The organism is Myxococcus sp. AB036A (genome assembly GCF_006547355.1).
Taxonomy (GTDB): Bacteria; Myxococcota; Myxococcia; order Myxococcales; family Myxococcaceae; genus Myxococcus; species Myxococcus virescens.
Genome location: NZ_VHLC01000032.1, coordinates 1 through 18621 on the forward strand (window position 1 = coordinate 1; position 18621 = coordinate 18621).

Below are 18621 nucleotides of genomic sequence, written 5' to 3' on the forward strand. Positions count from 1 at the left end.
GGGTGGCACCATCTATGTCCGGACGGTCGCGCAAGTCGCATGCGGAGCGGCCAACTACCTCAACGCCGGCGGTGGCGCTGGCGGCGACACGAACGACGCCGATTCAGCTTTGCGCGGCCCTGGTGGCGGTGGTGGTGGCGGCAGAATTCTGGTTCAGGCAACGAGTGCGAATGCGTGCGCGGTGTCGGTCAACGTGGCGAACGGCGTCGCGGGCAACGCGGTCGATGGTAGCCGCTTTGATGCCACACCCGCGAACAATGCGTTTCCCCATACGGGCATTGCCACGCTCATGCATTCAGCACTGGCCGCACCGGGCGAGCCAGAGATTGTTCCCGCCACGGATGTGACGACGAACAATCCCTTGCCCACGCTCACGGGAACGGGCGTGCCAGGGACCGAAGTGGTGATCTACGAGTTGGTTGCTGGTCGAGTGACAGGCCCGGAGTATGGCCGTGCCGCCGTCGGTACGACGGCAGGTGCTGCATCGTTCGCTGTGACGCTCAGCCGGGCGTTGCGAACCGGCAACACGACGCTGGTGGCCGTCACGGAAGCCCAGGGGATTCAAGGGGAGGAGAGCAACCCGGTAATCTACACTGTTGATACCACCGCGCCTGACACGCATTTCACGGCGAATGGTATTCCCGCGTCTCCATCCCGTTTCTCGACGGTGACCTTCCAGTTCGCGTCGAATGAGACCTCGGGCGTGACCTTCCAGTGCATCCTTCAGGAAGGCACTGTGGCCACACCACCCGCGGTGAATTCACCGGAGTGGCAGGATGGTTCGTGTTCTGCGGCGGGGAGCCATACGGCGGCCTCCTTGGCGGGTGGCGAGTCCTACACGTTCTGGGTTCGGGCAAAGGATGCGGCGCAGAACGTCGATACGACGCCCGCTCGGCATGTCTGGCGGGTCGACCTGTCTCGGCCCAACACGTGGTTTGCCACGGGGGGGACGCCTCGCTCGGACTTCAACGAGGCGGTCGCGCTGTTCCGGTTCGAATCAGACGAGTCCCCCGTCACGTATGAGTGCATCCTGGCTTCACCACAAGAGTTGGATCGCCCCGCTGAGAGCGACAACCGGTGGGCACCGTGCAGCAATCCATACTTCACGTCCGCGCGGGGCGATGGCAGCACCAATTCGCTGTGGGTTCGCGCCAAGGACGAAGCGGGCAACGTCGACGACGCGCCTCCGGGGCATCCTTGGAGGGTGGACCTGACGCAGCCGGACACGCGGCTGACAGGGACGCTGCCAGCGGCGGTGAACAACGCGGACTCGGTGGTCTTCACGTTCCAGTCGGAGCCGGTGGGTGACGCGAGTGACTTCGAGTGCAGCCTGAACGGGGTGGACTTCGATGAGTGTGAGAGCGGGGACTCCTTCCCGACGCCAGGCGACGACGCGGCATTCACGTTCCTGGTGAGAGCCCGTGACGCGGCGGGCAACGTGGACCCGACGCCCGCCACTCATTCGTGGCGGAAGGACAAGATTCGCCCCACCACGACGTTGACTGCTTCCGTGGGCACGTTGAGCAACGCGCCTCGAGCGGGCTTCGAGTTCGACTCGAACGAGAGTCCTGTGACGTTCCAGTGCGTCCTGGACGAATCTGCGACGACTCAGGCGCCCGCGGAGGGCAGCCCGCAGTGGCAGGACTGCGCGGCGTCCTACCTGACGCGAGTACTGACCGACGGTACCTATACGCTCTGGGCGAGGGCCAAGGATGTGGCGGGGAACGTGGACAACAATCCTCGCCACCACACCTGGACGGTGGACCTGACGCAGCCGGACACTCGGCTGACAGGGACGCTGCCAGCGGCGGTGAACAACGCGGACTCGGTGGTCTTCACGTTCCAGTCGGAGCCGGTGGGTGACGCGAGTGACTTCGAGTGCAGCCTGAACGGGGTGGACTTCGATGAGTGTGAGAGCGGGGACTCCTTCCCGACGCCAGGCGACGACGCGGCATTCACGTTCCTGGTGAGAGCCCGTGACGCGGCGGGCAACGTGGACCCGACGCCCGCCACTCATTCGTGGTGGAAGGACAAGATTCGCCCCACCACGACGTTGACTGCTTCCGTGGGCACGTTGAGCAACGCGCCTCGAGCGGGCTTCGAGTTCGACTCGAACGAGAGTCCTGTGACGTTCCAGTGCGTCCTGGACGAATCTGCGACGACTCAGGCGCCCGCGGAGGGCAGCCCGCAGTGGCAGGACTGCGCGGCGTCCTACCTGACGCGAGTACTGACCGACGGTACCTATACGCTCTGGACGAGGGCCAAGGATGTGGCGGGGAACGTGGACAACAATCCTCGCCACCACACCTGGACGGTGGACCTGACGCAGCCGGACACTCGGCTGACAGGGACGCTGCCAGCGGCGGTGAACAACGCGGACTCGGTGGTCTTCACGTTCCAGTCGGAGCCGGTGGGTGACGCGAGTGACTTCGAGTGCAGCCTGAACGGGGTGGACTTCGATGAGTGTGAGAGCGGGGACTCCTTCCCGACGCCAGGCGACGACGCGGCATTCACGTTCCTGGTGAGAGCCCGCGACGCGGCGGGCAACGTGGACCCGACGCCCGCCACTCATTCGTGGCGGAAGGACAAGATTCGCCCCGATACGATCTTGAACACCACGGTGGGCACGTTGAGCAACGCCCACCAGGCGCTCTTCACCTTCTCTTCTGCTGCGGAAGACGTGGTGGGCTACCAGTGTGTCCTGGATTCGTCACCACCACCTGTTCCCGAGGCGCCCGCGGAGGTGAGCCCACTTTGGGTGGATTGTGCGTACTCCTACCTGACGCCGCCATTGCAAGACGGTGACTACAGGTTGTGGGTACGTGCGAGAGACGCCGCGGGGAACGTGGACAACGATCCTCGCCACCACGGTTGGACGGTGGACCGGACGCCGCCGGAGACGCAGATTGACTCAAAGCCTGCCATCTTGACGAACAAGCTGGTCGCGACGTTCGAGTTCTCTTCGGTGGAGCCCGGCGTCCAATTTGAATGCAGTTATGATGGGAGCGACTACTTCTCGTGCGTCAGTCCTTATGGATTGCCCAATGACCAATACCCGCTCATCAGCGAGGGGGAACATCAGTTTCTCGTCCGGGCCATTGATGCGGCGGGAAATCGTGACTTGATTCCGGCTGCGCACTCGTGGTCCGTCGCGGTGGGGGAAGTCATGACGTTCATTGAGGCTGTCATGTTGGGCGAGTTCACCCAGGAGACGACTGCGCGGTTCAAGTTTTCCTCGAACCTGTCCAATGTCGTCTACACATGTGAGTTGGACGGAGTGCTTGAACAGAATTGCGCTACTTCGGCGAACCCCGAGAGGATGTTTAATAACATGTCGGAGGGATCGCACACCTTGAGTGTCTTTGCGGCGGAGGGGGAGTTCCGGGACCTGTCGCCCGACTTGTTCACTTGGACCGTCGATTTGACCCCGCCTGGGGTGCCGAACATCACGAGCCCTGCCGCAGATGGCATGTACATCAAGGAACGCTCTCCCTTCTTCCAGGGATTGGTTCCAAATGATGACTCCCTCAAGGCGGGCACCGTCGACGTTTATCGTGGCACGCAGCTCGTGCACTCGGTGGTCATCGAGGGCGCCGGCTCGGTCTGGAGCTTCACTCACCCGGTGGCCCTGCCTGACGGCGAGCACACGTTGCTTTTCTCTTTCAAGGACCGGGCAGGAAACGTTGGCCCCACGACGAGCCGGTTCTTCATTATCGATGCGATCAAACCGGTGACGACGCTTACCGTGAAGCCTCATGGCTTGACGAATCAGCCCCAGGCGACGTTCGAGTTCGCGTCCAATGAGGAGGGGTCGACTTTCGCGTGCAGCCTGAATGGCTCGGACTTCAGTGCCTGCACCTCGCCGTACGCTGTTTCGGTAGGGGATGCGACGCATCTGTTCGCCGTTCGTGCCATCGACCGGGCTGGTAATGTGGCGGACGAGGTCGGCACCCATACCTGGCGCGTGGACACGGTGGAGCCGAGCACCAGCATCGTCGAGAAGCCGGTGGTCGACACCAATGCCCAGCAAGCCGACTTCCGCTTCGAGTCCAACGAAGCGCCCATCTGGTTCGAGTGCAGCCTGGATGGTGCCCCCTTCGCGGACTGCTCCTCGCCGTATCCGGTAAACGAGCTGGCCGAAGGTGAGCACCGCTTGGCGGTCCGGGCCCGTGATGAAGCGACCAACGTGGACACCACACCGGAAGTCTATGTCTGGAGGGTGGACATGACGCCCCCGTTGGCGCCGGAAATCACCGCGCCGGCCCCTGAGGGGGTCGTGGGTTCTCTGACGCCGACCTTCCAGGGCAGCGCAGAACCGGGGAGTCAGGTGGTGCTCTTCATTGACGGCGTCGAGCGCGGTGTCGCGCCCGTGGAGCCATCCGGGCTGTGGCGTCTGACCCTCACCACGGCCATCAGCGAAGGGCCCCACACGGTCAGCGCGCTGGCGCGCGATGCGGCCCAGAACATGGGCCCCGAGTCGCAGGCATCCTCGTTCACGGTGGATCCGTCCATCAACATCATCCGTCGGGTGAGCTCGCGAGGCGGCGGATTGAGCTGTGCCGCGGGTGGCGAAGGGCATGTCCCCTTGATGCTCCTGGGCTGGGCAGGATGGGTCCTGATGGCCGCCAGGCGGCGGCGCGTGTGAGCAGGCGGGCCTCATCCCACCCCGCTGGGATGGGATGTCTTCTGGCGTCCGTTGTGGGATTGCGTGCTTGCTTCGGCCGGGGACTTCGGCTACTTGTGGCCCCGCTTCAGCCGAGAGGCGGTTGCGCGATTAGCTCAGCTGGATAGAGCGTTGGCCTCCGGAGCCAAAGGCCGCAGGTTCGAATCCTGCATCGCGCGCTGGTAGAAGGGCCTGGAATCATTGGGGAATTTCCCCGCTGATTCCAGGCCCTTCGCTTTTCCGGCGGGTGTTCGCTGTAGAGGCGCTCCGCGCCACCTTCTGGACCTGGCCCGACGTGGCATCCGGCTGGGGAGGCCCGTATGGGGCGCTACCCGAGGCCGAGGCTGGCCACCTCAGAGTGGGGCTGGCTTGACGTCAGGCGTGGGCCGCAGGGCGCCCGAACGAGCGATGCTCAGCGGCGACGCCGGGCAGCCCGATGGTGATGGGCGCGCCCAGCAGTCTGTCGGCGTGCCAGTTGCTGCCCGGTACTCTCGAGCCTGGAGAAGAGCACGTGAGCCAACTGCACGGATTCGAGCGTGCTTGGCAGGAGGCGCTGAAACAATGCCGCCCGCTCTTCGTGCGCGGGGCTCTTCTCCGACAAGACGGGCTCCATGCCCGCGCCCATGGCTGCAATTGCGCAGTTGTGATGGGCAAAGGCATCGCCGCAGGACTCTCGTAACGCATGGTCCGAAGAACGGGGGCAGATCAGCTTCAATTGGGGAGAGGTATTCACCTGGTCCGACGCGGACGTGACGGTTTTCAACCGCGGCACGCAGAAGACCTGGGGAACTTCATTCGGGCCAGCTTGGATGATTCGAATGGGGCCAGGGGCGCGTGGACGCGTGCGCGCGCACCGAGGTCAACGCGTCTTGTCTTTCGCGCGGCCGGGATGTCGCGACGAGATTCGGCTGGATGGTCCCTGGTTCCGAATCTCCAGAGTTCTGAGCGTTTGTAAGGGCTGAGTGCCCGCTCTTCCCATGGGCTTGTTCAGGTGGGCGGTTGTCCTGCGCCAGGGCTGTGCGAGCACTTCCTTCCGAAGGGCAGGGTCCATGCCGCCTCTCTTCCCGGAGGCGGGCGTGATGCTGTAGGCCTGCGTTTCCCAGTGATGGGGGAGGACTGTCGTGATGAACGGACGAATCCGGTTTTTGGCCGCGGTGCTGCTGGGGCTGTTTGGAGGGATGGGATGTGGCGGTTCGGATGACCCGCCTCCCCAGGGACCGCAGGTGACAGTCCCCCAGGCGCCGACCCAGGTGGCGGCGGTGGCGGGGGACTCACAGGTCACGGTGACGTGGGCGGCGCCCGCGAACGACGGTGGCAGCGCGATTCTCGAATATGCGGTGCATGTCTTCTCCGGGGAGACCGAGGTCCGGGTCGTGACCTTGCCGGCGTCCGCGACCCAGGCACTCATCCCTGACCTGACCAACGGCACGGCCTACACGTTCAGCGTGCTCGCGGTGAACGACCGGGGCCGTGGTGCTGCGTCCACGCGCACGGCCCTCGTCACGCCGCACGTGACGCCCGGCGCGGTGAGCAACCTGGTGGCTGTGCCTGGGAACCAGGAGGTCGTGCTGACGTGGGAGGCCGCCGATAGCAAGGGCATGGCCCTGACTGGCTACGTCATCACCGTGCAGGCCGAGGATGCGGGGGCTGAGGCCGAGCCGGTGACCGTCACCGTCACGGAGACGCAGGCCACGCTGGTCTCGTTGTCGAACGGGACGGCGTACACGTTCACTGTCGTCGCCGACAACGGACATGCGAAGGGGGCTGGGATTTCCGTCTCTGCCACACCCTTCACGACGCCAGGGGCTCCCACGCTGACGGCCAATCCGTACACGGAGCGCGTGTTCTTGCGCTGGACCGCCGAGGACACGGGAGGCCGCCCCATCACCGGCTATCTGGTGACGGTGTACCTGAACGACGAGGTCCTGCGGACCGTGGAGACGACCGAATTGACGTTGAACGTGACGGGGTTGCTCAACGCGACGACCTATCACTTCACGGTCGTCGCCCAGAACGAGGCGGGGTGGGGTACCGTCTCGGAGCGCATCGTGAGCATGCCATCCCGACGTCCGTCAGCGCCGCGCAATGCCACCTGCGATACCTCGGACGGGAACATCACCTTCGCCTGGACGCCGCCCGAGTTCGACTATGGGCACCCGGTGGTGGACTACCGTATCGAGACGTTGCTCGGCGGCAATTACACCGCGTGGTTCACCACCGAGCTGCGCTACGTCCTCCCGGAGATTCCTCGCGAAGGGAACCCCATGCGGTTCTATCTCGTCGCCCGGAGTGCGTTTGGGGCTGGAGATTCCGTGGAGCTCTACTGCTACTTTGACTCGCTGCGTCCCTGAGGCCGCGCCGCACCTCCCACGCCTTTGGCCTCCTGAGCCAAAGGCTGGGTGCCAGGCTTCACGCCTCCGCCGGCTCCTCGGGCGGGGGCAGGTGGAAGCGCACGGTGTCCACACGGCGGGGAGAGGACGCCACCACCTCCAGCACGAGTCCTCCCTCCGTCTGGACCTTGGTGCCCGGCTCGGGGATGGCGCCACCGGACAGGGCGATGCACAGGCCGGCCACCGTGGCGTAGTCCTGGTCCTCGTCCAGGTCCAGGGACAGCTCCCGGTTGACGTCGCGGATGCTCGCGGTGCCGAGCACCAGGGCGGTGTTCGGCCCCTCGCGCTTGACGTACTCCTCCGGCACTTCGGACTCGCTGAGGATGTCGCCCACCAGCTCCTCCACGAGGTCCTCCACGGTGACGAGCCCCACCACACCGCCGCGCTCGTCCACCACCACCGCCAATTGCATGCGCCGCTTCTGCAGTTCCTTGAGCGCGTCCATGGCCCGCATCGTCTCCACGACGAAGAAGGGCGGACGCATCACGTCCTCCAGGATGATGAGGTTGCCCTCCCAGGCCACCCCCAGCAGGTCCTTGGCGATGACGTAGCCGACGATGTTGTCCAGCGTGCCCTCGTACACCGGCATGCGCGAGTGGCCGCCCTCCAGCAGGACGCGGCGAATTTCTTCCGGACTGGAGTGCCGCCGCAGGGCCACCATCTCGTCCCGGGCCACCGACAGCTCGCCCACCGTCACGTCGCCCATCTCGAAGGCGCGTGATGCAATTTCGCCGGCGTGTGGATCCAACGTGCCCTGCTTCGCCGCCTCCTCCACCAACTGCTGGAGCTCCTCCGCGGACAGGCGGCCTTCGGTGAAGTTCGTCCGGTCGCCGAACAGGCGCAGCACCACGTTGGAACTGGCGGTGAGGAACCACACCACCGGTTGCATCAGCCACGCCAGGCCGCGCAGAGGCCGGCCGATGAGCAGCGCGTAGCGCTCGCCGGCACGCAGCGCGAGCGACTTGGGCACCAGCTCGCCCAGCACCAGCGAGAGGTAGGAGACGAAGGCCACCACGCCCGCCAGGGCGACTTCGTCCGCTTGCTGCTCGGGCACTCCCAGTCCCGTGAGGAAGTCACCCAGACGCGTGGCGATGCTCGCGCCACCGAACGCGGCCGCCGTGGCGCCGATGACGGTGATGCCAATCTGCACCGTGGCCAGGAAGCGCTCAGGGTTGCCGCGCAGGGCCTCCACTGCTTTCGCGGAGGTGCTGCCTTCTTCAATCAGTTCCCGCAGCCGCGTCCGGCGGACAGAGATGATGGCCAGCTCCGCACCGGCGAAGATGCCGTTGGCCAGGACCAGCAACAGGATGATGAGAAGCTCGGTGACGATAATGGCCCTCCTCTCAGGGGCCCTCTACCCTATACGCCGGAGGCGGGCTGCTCACTCACCAAGTGACTGCAAGAGGAGCGACAATTGGTCGCGGCTCGCACCTTTTGGAAGGTAGTAGTGTGGCCCCGAGAGCAGGGCACTGCCTACATCCTGCGCCGCCGCGGACGTCAGGAAGACGATGCGGGGATGCGGCCCGCGTGGCAGATGCTCCACGACCTCCAGCCCGGACATGCCCGGCATGTTGAGGTCCAGCAGCATCACCCCGTAGCGTCCGCCACGCCTCAGCGCCTCCAGTGCCTCCTGCCCATCCGAGGCCTCGGTCGTTTCGTAGCCAAGGTCCTCCAGGCTGAGCCGGAGGAATTCCCTCCAGTCCGCGTCGTCATCGACGACCAAGACCCTTCTTGCGCCGTAATCCGTTGCCAGTCGCGCCAATCGTCCTCCCCCGACTTGAGATGAACGCTGCTGAAGGGCGCCATCATTCTCCGCGAGCGGTGACATGGTGCCCGTCCAGCATTCGGGCAGGCAGGCCCTGGAAGGGCGCTTCGTTGGCTCAGCCCGCGAGGATGCGGTCGCCCTGGGGCAGCGCGGGCTCGGGCGTCATTCCCGCCGTGCGCACCGGCATCAGCCGGGTGCCCCGGCCCACGCGCAGCCGGGTGCCGCGCCAGTTCACGGTGCGGGAGAAGAGCGCGTAGCTCCAGGCCGCGAAGAGCAGGGCGTCCTTGGCGAAGACGGCGGGCACCGCGTCCCACGACAGGGCCTGCGGACGCAGGGCGCGCACGGTGGAGAGGTCCACCGCGACCTTGCCCAGGGCCACGCCCAGGCAGAGCGCCGCGGTGTCGGAGGAGGGGGCCAGCATCGCGCCCAGCAGGGCCAGCGGCGTGGGGTTCAGCAGGGCCTGGGCCAGGTACGTGCCCGGGGACACCGCGGTCCGGTGAATCACGCTCCAGCGCAGATAGCGCTGGAAGAAGGACAGGACGCTCTTGCGCAGCGACACGTTGAACACGGGCGTGTGCGCCATCACCACGCGCCGGCCCAGCTTCCGCGTCACCCACTGGCCGATGACGTAGTCCTCCGCCAGCACGTCCTTCACGGAGAAGAAGCCCCCCAGCGCGTCCACGTCCTCGCGGCGCAGCGCCATGGACTTGCCCACCACGATGTCCTGGCCAGCCAGCCGCTTGGCGGCAATCATCCCCGCCGCCGCGCTGGCGCCCAGGTGCAGGTTGTCCAGGAGCGAGCCGAAGGTGCGCTCGCCCATGCCCGCCACCGGGTGGGTGACACAGCCCACCTCCGGGTCCTCGAAGGCCTGGGCAATCTCCTCCAGGTATCCCGGCGCCACCCGCGTGTTGCTGTCGCTGATGACCAGCACGTCGTAGCGCGCCCGGTCCGCCAGGGTGATGAGCTGGTTCACCTTCGGGTTGCGGCCCGGTTCGCCCTCCTGGACCTCCAGGCGCATGACGTGGGGCCAGCGGGCGACCGCCGCGCGGGCGATGGCGAAGGCCGGGTCCCTGGCATCCTTGACGCCGAGCACCACCTCGTACGCGCCCGCGTAGTCCAGCCTCGCGAACCGCGCCAGGTTGGCTTCCAGGTCGTCATCCACGCCGCACAGCGGCTTGAGGATGGAGATGCCCGGGCGGGGCGTGCCCGGTCGCGCGGAGGGGGACGGCTCGCGCCGGTGGCGCAGCACGAGTGCGAACTGGACGGTGAGGACGAACAATCCGAGGCAGGCGGCAAGCAGCAGGACGGTGGAGGCGAGCAACATTCGCGGGCAATCCCCGGGGCCGGTGCGCCGTCATGGCGCGACCACGGTTGCCACGCTAGAGGCCCTCCACGTCAGCCCCGCGAAGCGCCCGGGGCGGGCCGGGCAATTCGCGGTGACAGGGCGGTGAAGCCCGCGCCCGCGGGTTACTCCGCCAGGTTGCGGCTCTGCGGGTGGCGGATGTCCTTGCCGCGCACCATGTAGACGACCATCTCCGCCACGTTCAGCGCGTGGTCGCCAATGCGCTCCAGGTGCTTTGCGATGAACATCAGCGCCGTGGCGCGGCGGATGTTGCGCGAGTCCTCCATCATGTAGGCGAGGAGCTCGTTGAAGATTTTGAGGAAGAGGGCATCCAGCAAGTCGTCGCCCCGGAGCACCTCCTCCGCCTTGGCGACGTCGCCGGAGACGAAGGCGTCCAGCGACATGCGGACCTGCCGCTGGGCCAGCTCCGCCAGCCGGGGCGTGTCCACGTAGGGCGCCAGCGGGGGGGCCTGGTTCAGGTCCATGGAGCGCTCGGCGATGTTCACCGCCAGGTCGCCGATGCGCTCCAGGTCGGTGACGATCTTCAGCGCCGTGGTGATGAGGCGCAAGTCGCTGGCGGCGGGCTGGCGCAGCGCCAGAATCTTCCGGCACAGCTCGTCGATGTCCACCTCCAGCCGGTTGACGTCCTTGTCGGCGGCGACGACCTTCTCGGCCAGGGTGCTGTCGCGGTCGGTGAGCGCCTTCATGCTCTGGACGATGAGGGTCTCCACCTTCGCGCCCATGGCGAGCAGCTTCTCCCGCAAATCCCTCAGGTCCGCCTCGAAGGCCTTGTCCGTATGCGTCGACGGCATGTGTCCGGTCCCCTTTTTCTTCCGCTCACCCGAACTTGCCGGTGACGTAGTCCTCGGTGCGCTTCTCTCGCGGGTTGGTGAAGATCTGCTCGGTGGGGCCGCATTCCACCAGCTCGCCCATGTAGAAGAAAGCGGTGCGGTCGCTGACGCGCGCGGCCTGCTGCATGTTGTGGGTGACGATGGCGATGGTGTACGTCGACTTGAGCTCGTGGATGAGCTCCTCGATTTTCGCGGTGGCGATGGGGTCCAGCGCGCTGGCGGGCTCGTCCATCAGCAGCACCTCCGGCTCCACCGCCATCGCCCGGGCGATGCACAGACGCTGCTGCTGGCCGCCGGACAGGCCCAGGGCGCTTTCGTCCAGCCGGTCCTTCACCTCGTCCCAGAGCGCGGCGCCGCGCAGGGACTTCTCCACGCGCGTGGCCAGCTCCGCCTTGTCCTTCATCCCGCCCACGCGCAGGCCGTAGGCCACGTTCTCGAAGATGCTCTTGGGGAAGGGGTTGGACTTCTGGAAGACCATGCCCACGCGCCGGCGCAGGTCCACCACGTCCACGCCGCGGTCATGGATGTCCATGCCGTCCAGCAGGATGGTGCCCGAATGCGTGGTGCCGGAGATGAGGTCGTTCATCCGGTTGAGCGAGCGCAGGAAGGTGGACTTCCCGCAGCCGGAGGGGCCGATGAGCGCCGTCACCCGCCGGTCGAGGATGGCCAGGGACACCTTGTGGATGGCCGTCTTGGGGCCGTAGCGCAGGGTGAGCTCCCGCGCTTCCATCTTCGCTCGGGGATTCTGGGGTTGGAGGGACATGGCAGGCGTACCGTCAGTGGGCGCTGGCGGCCTTGCGGCGCGTGCGCGTCCGGATGATGACCGCGACGAGGTTGAGGGCGAAGGTGAGCGCCAGCAGCACCAGCACCGTCGCATACAGTGGACCGCTGGCCTCCGTCACGTTCGGTGACTGGGTGGCCATGACATACGTGTGGTAGCCCAGGTGCATGAACTGGGAGTCCAGGTGCGTGGGCAGGTCCGGCAGGAAGTAGGCGGCGCCGGTGAAGAGGATGGGGGCGACTTCGCCCGCGCCGCGGGAGATGGCCAGCACCGCGCCGGTGAGGATGCCGGGCAGGGCGCCGGGCAACACCACCCGCGCCAGTGTCTGCGACTGGGTGGCGCCCAGGGCCAGGCTGGCGGTGCGCTGCTCCAGCGGCACCGCGCGCAGCGCCTCCTCCGTGGAGACGATGACCACCGGCAGCGTCAGCACCGCTAGCGTCAGCGAGGCCCAGAGGATGCCCGGCTGGGCCCAGTGCATCTCCTCGTAGCCCAGCATCCGGTCCAGGTTGCCGCCGACGAAGAGGATGAAGAAGCCGAGCCCGAAGAGGCCGAAGACGATGGAGGGCACGCCCGCGAGGTTGACCACCGCCACGCGCACCCAGCGGGCGAAGCGTGACTCCGGCGGCGCGTACTCGTGGAGGTACACGGCGGTGAGCACGCCCACCGGCATCACCGCCAGCGTCATCAGGAGCGTGAGCGCGGCGGTGCCGAAGATGGCGGGGAAGATGCCGCCGCCCATCATGCCGTCGCTGGGGGGCTGGGTGAGGAAGGTCCAGGAGAGGTGACGGGCGCCGTTGCGCGCGACGTCCAGCAGGATGAGGGCCAGCATGCCCACGATGAAGAAGGCCGCGAGGGCCGTCAGTCCGGTGAGGCCCAGCCCCACCGCCCGGCGCGTGGTGTACTTCACGAGGCGCTCCCGGTCAGCCGCTGGAGGACCTTCTTCGTCCACGTGGAGGCGACCATGTTGAGGACGAAAGTGAAGATGAACAGCTCCACGCCGATGAAGAAGAGCAGGGAGTAGTGCGGGCTGCCCACCACCACTTCACCCATCTCCGCCGCGATGGTGGCCGACAGCGAGCGCGCCGAGTCCCCCAGGTTCCAGGACACGATGTCCGCGTTGCCTGACGCCATGAGGACAATCATCGTCTCGCCAATGGCCCGGCCGAAGCCCAGCACGCACGCGGCGAGGATGCCGGGGGCCGCCGCGGGCAGCACCACCTTCCACGCCGTCTCCCAGAGCGTGGCGCCCAGCGCCAGCGAGGCCTCGCGGTAGCTGCGGGGCACCGCGGTGAGCGCGTCCTCGGACACGGTGAAGATGACCGGGACGATGGCCAGCGCCAGCGCCAGCCCCGCAAGCGTGCCGTTGAGCGGCCGATCCAGGTGGAACAGGTCCTTCACCATCGGGGACAGCACCATCAGCGCGAAGAAGCCCAGCACCACCGAGGGGATGCCGGCCAGCAGTTCGATGACGGGCTTGAGCAGTTCGCGCAGGCGGCGCGGGGCGAACTCCGCGACGAAGAGCGCGCTGAAGACGCCCATGGGCACCGCCACCAGCATGGAGACCAGGGTGATTTTCAGCGTGCCCACGAACAGCGGAATCATGCTGACCTTGGGCGTGTCCGACACGGGCTGCCACCGGAACGGGTAGCGGCCCTCCTGCGGCAGGAACATCTTGGCGAGGCTGGCTTCGTGGCGGGCGTCCGCGTCGGTGAAGAGCGTCAGCGCCTCCTTGGCCACGAAGACGATGATGAGGATGAGCGCGGCGATGCCCGTGAACGCCATCAGGGTGATGAAGCCCGCGACGGCCTTCTCCCGCAGTTGACGCCTCCGCGCCGCCGCGGACAGGCGCGGCGCGGCCACGACCCGCGTGAGACCTTGCTCCATGGTCGCCTGTCTATCCATAGGGATTCAGCGCCTCTTGTGACATTCGTGTGACGCTCCGTGGCTACTTCACAGGGAAGTAGCCGACCTGGGTGACGATGGCCTGACCTTCGGGGGAGAGCGCGAAGTCGATGAAGGCCTTGATGTCGCCGGTCGGCTCGGCGCGCAGGTAGAAGAAGAGGTCGCGCGCCAGCGGGTACTTGCCGCTCTTGATGTTGTCCGCGCTGGGGGCGATCTCCTCGTTGCCCTTCTTCACCTTCAGCTCCTTGATGCCCTCTGCGTACGCGGCGCCGCCGTAGCCCAGGCTGTTCTTCTCCTTGGAGACGGCGTTCACCACCGCGGCGGTGCCGGGCAGTGTCTGGATGGCGGGGGCGAAGTCCTCGCCCTCCAGCACCATGTCCTTCACGAAGACGTAGGTGCCGGAGGAGTTCTCCCGGGAGTACGCGACGATGGGCGCGTCCGCGCCGCCCACCTGCTTCCAGGAGGTGATGTCGCCCACGTAGATCTTCATCAACTGCTCGGTGGTGAGCGCGCTCACGGGGTTGCCCTGGTGGACGTAGAAGGTGACGCCGTCCTTGGCCACCGAGCGCTGCGCGGGCGGCCCCTTGAAGCGCGCGCGGAGCTTGTCGGCCTCCGCCTTCTTCATCTCCCGGCTGGACATGGCGATGTCCGTGGTGCCGTTCTGGAGCGCCGCCAGGCCCACGCCGGAGCCACCGCCGGTGACCTGGACCTTGATGGTGGGGTTCTTCTTCATGAACGCCTCGGCCCAGCGCTGGCCGAGGATGACCATGGTGTCGGAGCCCTTGATGGTGACGGTGCCCGCCTGGGCAGCGGCGGGGAGCGCCAGGAGGAACACCGCGAGCAGGGGCTTGAGGAGCGATTTCATGGGGGACTTCTCCTGGCTGGAAGATGTGAATCGGAATCTGGACGCGGTGTGAGGCTTGCGCGAAGACGCCGCGCTTCTACGTGACGTGGGTGTCCGTTTCGCGTCCGCCACGTGACATCGCCGTCACGTCGCTCAGCCCGCGGCTGGGTCCAGCATCCGGTAGCCGACACCGCGGACCGTCTCCAGCAGCGCACGCGCCGGGCCCAGCTTGTCGCGCAGGCGCATGACGTGGGTGTCGATGGTGCGCGTCTCCAGAGAGGAGGACAGGCCCCACACCTCCTCCAGCAACTGTTCACGTGTCTGCACCCGGCCCAGGCGGGCGAGCAGGTGCTCCAGGAGCCGGAACTCCAGCGCGGTGAGGGCCACCTCGCGCTCCTCCACGAAGAAGCGGTGGGACGCCACGTCCAGGCGCAGGGGCCCCAGCGCCAGCGGCGCCGTGCTCCCAGCCGTGGGCGCGCCGCGGCGGAGGATGGCCTTCAGCCGTAGCACCAGCTCCCGCACGCTGAAGGGCTTCACCACGTAGTCGTCCGCGCCCACCTCGAAGCCGCGGATGCGGTCGGACTCCTCTCCCTTGGCGGTGAGCATGACGATGAGGACGCCCCGGGACTGGGGGCTGGCCCGCAGCTGCCGGCAGACATCGATGCCGGACATGTCCGGCAGCATCAGGTCCAGCAACACGAGGTCGGGGTTCTGCTCGCGCGCGGCCACCAGCGCTTCTTCGCCCGTATGGGACACGTGCGTGGTGAGGCCGGAACCCCGCAGGTTGAAATCAATGAGCTCCGCGAGGTCGCGTTCGTCGTCGATGATGAGGACATGGGGCATGGCGGGCCGCCACTCTGCGCGCCCCCTTTTCCGAACGTGTGACGCATGTGCAACAACTTCGTCATGGCGGGAACACGCGCGGGAACGGTCGCCCCGGGGCGATGGTCGGCCCTCCAGCGGGCGGGCCCCCTGCCCGTTGGCCTGATTGCGCGTGAAGGTGCTTCCGCGCCGGGGTAAACCCCAGGGAGCTCTGTCATGACTTCCGCCCACCTGCCGCCGACGCCACCTCCACTCCCGACGCTGACCCCCACGCCGGGCGAGCTGGCCCACGCGCAGCGGCGCGGGGGACGCTCCGCGCTCGTCGGTCTGGGGCTGGTGGGGCTGGTGGCGCTGACGAGCCCCGTGCTGGGCTACGTGGAGGACGTGCGCAACGCGCGCGAGGAGCTGCTGAGCCGGCTGCTCAACCAGGCGCAGGTGCAGTCGGAGGCGCTGGGCGTCCACCTGGGGCTGTTGGAGGCGGAGCTGGCCCGCGTGGCCGGGCACCCCGCGCTGTCTCCTGAGGACGGCGCCTCTCCGGCGGAGCTGGCCCTGTTGGAGAGCGCCTTCTACCATTCGTCCCTCTTCTCGGAGGGCGTGGCCCTGCTGACGCCCGAGGGCGAGCGCGTCTGGAGCGACCCTCCGGACATGCCGCTGGGGCGCTCGCCGCTGACGCAGCGGCCCTGGTTCCGCCGGATGGTGGAGGGCCGCCAGCCGGAAATCGACCTGCTGGAAGGGGAGGGGGGGCCCATCGTGGTCGCCGTCCCCATGTTCCAGGACGGCCGCTTCAAGGGCGTGCTGCTGGGAGAGCTCCGCGCCAGCGCGCTGCCCACGCGGCCCACCGCGCAGACGTCACTGGTGTTGATGGATGACCAGGGGCAGATCCTGATGCCGGTGGGGTTCAAGCTGGGCGCCGGGGACATCACGGGGCGGCTGCGCGCGCTGGCGAACATGCCGGGGCCGCTGACGCTGGATGACAAGCACATGATGGGCGCGGGCGCGTGGGTGGGGAAGAGCGACCTGCTGTTGGTCGTCCTGGAGGAGGAGACGGCCACCGCGGGCCTCCGGGCGCGCTTCCTGCGGCAACTGGCGTTCCACATCGCCCTGCTGAGCAGCACGCTCATCATCTTCATCCTCCTGCTGCGGCACTCCTACCGGTCGCTGCTGGCGGCCGAGGAGCGGCTGCGACGCCAGGAGACCATGGCCGCGCTGGGGACCGCGGCCTCGCTCATCGCGCATGAGGTGAAGAACGCCCTCAACGGCATCCAGGCCGCGCTGTCCGTGCTCCGGCATACCCCCGCGGGCAGCGAGCTGCCCGTGGGCGCGCTGCGCTCGCAGGTGGAGCGCCTGAGCCATCTGGCGCGCTCGCTGCTGTCCTTCGGGGCGCCTCGTGCCGCGCTGCGCCGCCGCTGCGAGGTGCACCTGCTGGTGAAGGACGCGCTCCAGGGCGTGAAGCTGCTGCCGGAGTCAGAGGCCGTGGCACTGACCACGTCCCTGGAGGAGTCCCTGATGGTCCAGGGGGACGCCGCGCTGCTGGTGTCCGCCATCGACAACGTGTTGCGCAACGCGGTGGAGGCGGGCGCGGTGGCGAAGGACACAGGGATGCAGTTGGCCCCGTGGGTCAGCGTGCGTCTGACGCGGGAGGAACATGACGCCGTGCTCGTGGTGGAGGACAATGCGGGCGGCGTGGATCCGCGTCTCGAGCCCAGGTTGTGGGAGCCTTTCGCCACCGGACGGGCCAAGGGCGTGGGGCTGGGGCTGCCCATGGCGCGTGCCTCGGTGGAGGCCCATGGTGGCAGTCTGAACTATGTCCGGAGTCCGCTGGGAAGCCGCTTCACGCTGCGCCTTCCGTTGGAGGTGGCCCGATGAGCACCTATCTGTTGCTGGTCGATGACGACCGGACCTTCGCCTCGCTGGCGGCCTCCGTGCTGCGACACGAGGGCTTCCGCGTCACGCTGGCGCATTCACTCCATGACGCGCGTGGGGCCATGTCCCGCGAGGCGCCGGACCTGGTGGTGTTGGACCGGCGCCTGCCGGACGGGGACGGCATCGACATCCTGCCGGAGCTGCGCGCCCAGCTTCCGGACACGCCCGTGTTGATGGTGACGGCGCACGGCGACATCGCCAGCGCGGTGGAGGCCATCCAGGCGGGCGCGCGCGACTACCTGTCCAAGCCGGTGGAGCTGGATGACCTGGTGCTGCGCGCCCGCCGCGCCGTCGCGGACCTGCAGCTCCAGGAGCGGCTGCGGCTGGCGGAGAGCGAGCTGGGCGGACGGCGGCGCCTGTCGCGTCCGCACTCGCCGAAGATGCTCGCCGCGCTGCAGATGCTGGAGCGCATCGCCAAGGCGCCGCGCAGCCCGGTGCTGCTGCTGGGCGAGACGGGCGTGGGCAAGGAGGTGATTGCTCGCCACCTGCACGCGCTGCAAGGCGGGCAGGGCTCGTTCGTCCACGTCAACTGCGCCGCGCTGCCCGCCACCATGGTGGAAAGTGAACTCTTCGGCCACGAGCGCGGCGCCTTCACCGACGCGCGAACCGCCCGCCGCGGCCTGGTGGAGGTGGCCGCGGGCGGCGTGCTCTTCCTGGACGAGGTGGGCGAGTTGCCGCTTCAGCTCCAGGCGAAGCTGCTCACCTTCCTGGACAAGGGCGCCTTCCGCCGCCTGGGTGGCACCGCCGAGCTGAGCAGCAGCGCGCGCGTGGTGACGGCCACCAACCGCGACCTGACCAAGGAGGTGGCCGAGGGCCGCTTCCGCGAGGACCTCTACTTCCGCCTGAGCGTCTTCCGGGTGGACATTCCGCCGCTGCGCGAGCGCCGCGAGGACCTGTTGCCTTTGGCACAGTCCCTGGTGGCGGAGCTGGGCGCCGAGCTGGGGCGCCGGACCGTGAGCTTCTCCAGCGCCGCGCGCGCCCGGCTGGAGCGCTACCCGTTCCCCGGCAACGTCCGTGAGCTGCGCAACGTGCTCGAACGGGCCCTGGTGCTGGAGGCCGGACCCGAACTGGAGCTCGCCTCCCTGGAGCCGCAGGGCACCAGCGGCCCGCCCGAGGTGGACCCCGACGCGTTCGTCGTCTCCGGGGCTCCGCGCCCCTTGCAGGACGTGGAGCGGTTGTACGTCCGGCACGTCCTCGCCCGCTTGGATGGGCGCCGGATGGAGGCCGCCCGGGTGCTGGGGCTCTCCTATCCCACCTTCCTCCGCCGGCTCGAGGAGGAGTAGGCGAGGGCGCTTCAAGATTCTTGAGGTCGGCGGCCTCAAGGATTTTTAAGTCTGG

General features: G+C 67.6%; 13 protein-coding genes and 1 tRNA gene. 5 read left to right on the forward strand and 9 right to left on the reverse strand.

All coding sequences use genetic code 11. From position 1 onward, the window contains the following. Positions 1-289: 289 nt before the first annotated feature. From FL344_RS15355 to FL344_RS15365, 3 genes are all read left to right on the forward strand, one after another. Entirely contained in the window at positions 290-4645 is a 4356-nt protein-coding gene (locus FL344_RS15355; RefSeq protein ID WP_141619068.1) for an Ig-like domain-containing protein, read from the forward strand. Between the two features lie 123 nt (positions 4646-4768). Then, positions 4769-4842 (forward strand) — tRNA-Arg (locus FL344_RS15360). Positions 4843-5787: 945 nt separating this feature from the next. Next, complete coding sequence (locus tag FL344_RS15365) at positions 5788-7014, forward strand: fibronectin type III domain-containing protein (protein WP_141619069.1); 1227 nt, start codon at positions 5788-5790, stop codon at positions 7012-7014. A gap of 58 nt (positions 7015-7072) precedes the next feature. On the opposite strand, the gene FL344_RS15370 is transcribed toward FL344_RS15365, so the two are convergent. From FL344_RS15370 to FL344_RS15410, 9 genes are all read right to left on the reverse strand, one after another. After that, positions 7073-8356: a hemolysin family protein gene (locus FL344_RS15370; RefSeq protein WP_141619070.1), complete on the reverse strand. Its 1284-nt coding sequence runs from the start codon at positions 8354-8356 to the stop codon at positions 7073-7075. Positions 8357-8434: 78 nt separating this feature from the next. After that, a complete protein-coding gene (locus tag FL344_RS15375) occupies positions 8435-8881 on the reverse strand; it encodes a response regulator (RefSeq protein WP_141590817.1) in 447 nt (148 codons plus the stop codon). Positions 8882-8933: 52 nt separating this feature from the next. Next, positions 8934-10142 (reverse strand): ceramide glucosyltransferase, encoded by a 1209-nt coding sequence (locus FL344_RS15380; RefSeq protein ID WP_141619071.1) that lies wholly within the window; start codon positions 10140-10142, stop codon positions 8934-8936. A 143-nt stretch (positions 10143-10285) separates the two neighbouring features. Further along, positions 10286-10972: a phosphate signaling complex protein PhoU gene (gene phoU, locus FL344_RS15385; protein ID WP_141590822.1), complete on the reverse strand. Its 687-nt coding sequence runs from the start codon at positions 10970-10972 to the stop codon at positions 10286-10288. A gap of 25 nt (positions 10973-10997) precedes the next feature. Beyond that, positions 10998-11741: a phosphate ABC transporter ATP-binding protein PstB gene (gene pstB / locus FL344_RS15390; protein ID WP_222595301.1), complete on the reverse strand. Its 744-nt coding sequence runs from the start codon at positions 11739-11741 to the stop codon at positions 10998-11000. A 46-nt stretch (positions 11742-11787) separates the two neighbouring features. Continuing rightward, positions 11788-12699 carry a phosphate ABC transporter permease PstA gene (gene pstA / locus FL344_RS15395; RefSeq protein WP_141590824.1) on the reverse strand — a complete coding sequence of 304 codons (912 nt, stop codon included), beginning with the start codon at positions 12697-12699 and terminating at the stop codon, positions 11788-11790. Then, positions 12696-13676, reverse strand: a complete 981-nt coding sequence (gene pstC / locus FL344_RS15400; RefSeq protein WP_228565075.1) for a phosphate ABC transporter permease subunit PstC — start codon at positions 13674-13676, stop codon at positions 12696-12698. Before pstC ends, pstA begins: the two co-directional genes overlap by 4 nt. A 61-nt stretch (positions 13677-13737) precedes the next feature. Further along, positions 13738-14559: a phosphate ABC transporter substrate-binding protein gene (locus tag FL344_RS15405; protein ID WP_141590828.1), complete on the reverse strand. Its 822-nt coding sequence runs from the start codon at positions 14557-14559 to the stop codon at positions 13738-13740. Between the two features lie 132 nt (positions 14560-14691). Continuing rightward, positions 14692-15381, reverse strand: coding sequence for a response regulator (locus tag FL344_RS15410; protein ID WP_090495539.1), 690 nt, complete (start codon positions 15379-15381; stop codon positions 14692-14694). A gap of 195 nt (positions 15382-15576) precedes the next feature. On the opposite strand from FL344_RS15410, the gene FL344_RS15415 reads away from it, so the two are divergent. Both FL344_RS15415 and FL344_RS15420 read left to right on the forward strand, forming a co-directional pair. Then, entirely contained in the window at positions 15577-17226 is a 1650-nt protein-coding gene (locus FL344_RS15415) for a PAS domain-containing sensor histidine kinase (RefSeq protein ID WP_141590830.1), read from the forward strand. Further along, positions 17223-18566 (forward strand): sigma-54 dependent transcriptional regulator, encoded by a 1344-nt coding sequence (locus tag FL344_RS15420; protein ID WP_141590832.1) that lies wholly within the window; start codon positions 17223-17225, stop codon positions 18564-18566. Before FL344_RS15415 ends, FL344_RS15420 begins: the two co-directional genes overlap by 4 nt. Positions 18567-18621: the final 55 nt, after the last annotated feature.

What these genes read in the sequence shown, in the direction of transcription:
- pstB (WP_222595301.1), bottom strand. Translation starts at nt 11,741, where the DNA reads ATGGAAGCGCGGGAGCTCACCCTGCGCTACGGCCCCAAGACGGCCATC.
- FL344_RS15355 (WP_141619068.1), top strand. Translation starts at nt 290, where the DNA reads ATGCATTCAGCACTGGCCGCACCGGGCGAGCCAGAGATTGTTCCCGCC.
- FL344_RS15420 (WP_141590832.1), top strand. Translation starts at nt 17,223, where the DNA reads ATGAGCACCTATCTGTTGCTGGTCGATGACGACCGGACCTTCGCCTCG.
- phoU (WP_141590822.1), bottom strand. Translation starts at nt 10,972, where the DNA reads ATGCCGTCGACGCATACGGACAAGGCCTTCGAGGCGGACCTGAGGGAT.
- FL344_RS15415 (WP_141590830.1), top strand. Translation starts at nt 15,577, where the DNA reads ATGACTTCCGCCCACCTGCCGCCGACGCCACCTCCACTCCCGACGCTG.
- FL344_RS15365 (WP_141619069.1), top strand. Translation starts at nt 5,788, where the DNA reads ATGAACGGACGAATCCGGTTTTTGGCCGCGGTGCTGCTGGGGCTGTTT.
- FL344_RS15410 (WP_090495539.1), bottom strand. Translation starts at nt 15,381, where the DNA reads ATGCCCCATGTCCTCATCATCGACGACGAACGCGACCTCGCGGAGCTC.
- FL344_RS15375 (WP_141590817.1), bottom strand. Translation starts at nt 8,881, where the DNA reads ATGTCACCGCTCGCGGAGAATGATGGCGCCCTTCAGCAGCGTTCATCT.
- FL344_RS15380 (WP_141619071.1), bottom strand. Translation starts at nt 10,142, where the DNA reads ATGTTGCTCGCCTCCACCGTCCTGCTGCTTGCCGCCTGCCTCGGATTG.
- pstC (WP_228565075.1), bottom strand. Translation starts at nt 13,676, where the DNA reads ATGGAGCAAGGTCTCACGCGGGTCGTGGCCGCGCCGCGCCTGTCCGCG.
- FL344_RS15405 (WP_141590828.1), bottom strand. Translation starts at nt 14,559, where the DNA reads ATGAAATCGCTCCTCAAGCCCCTGCTCGCGGTGTTCCTCCTGGCGCTC.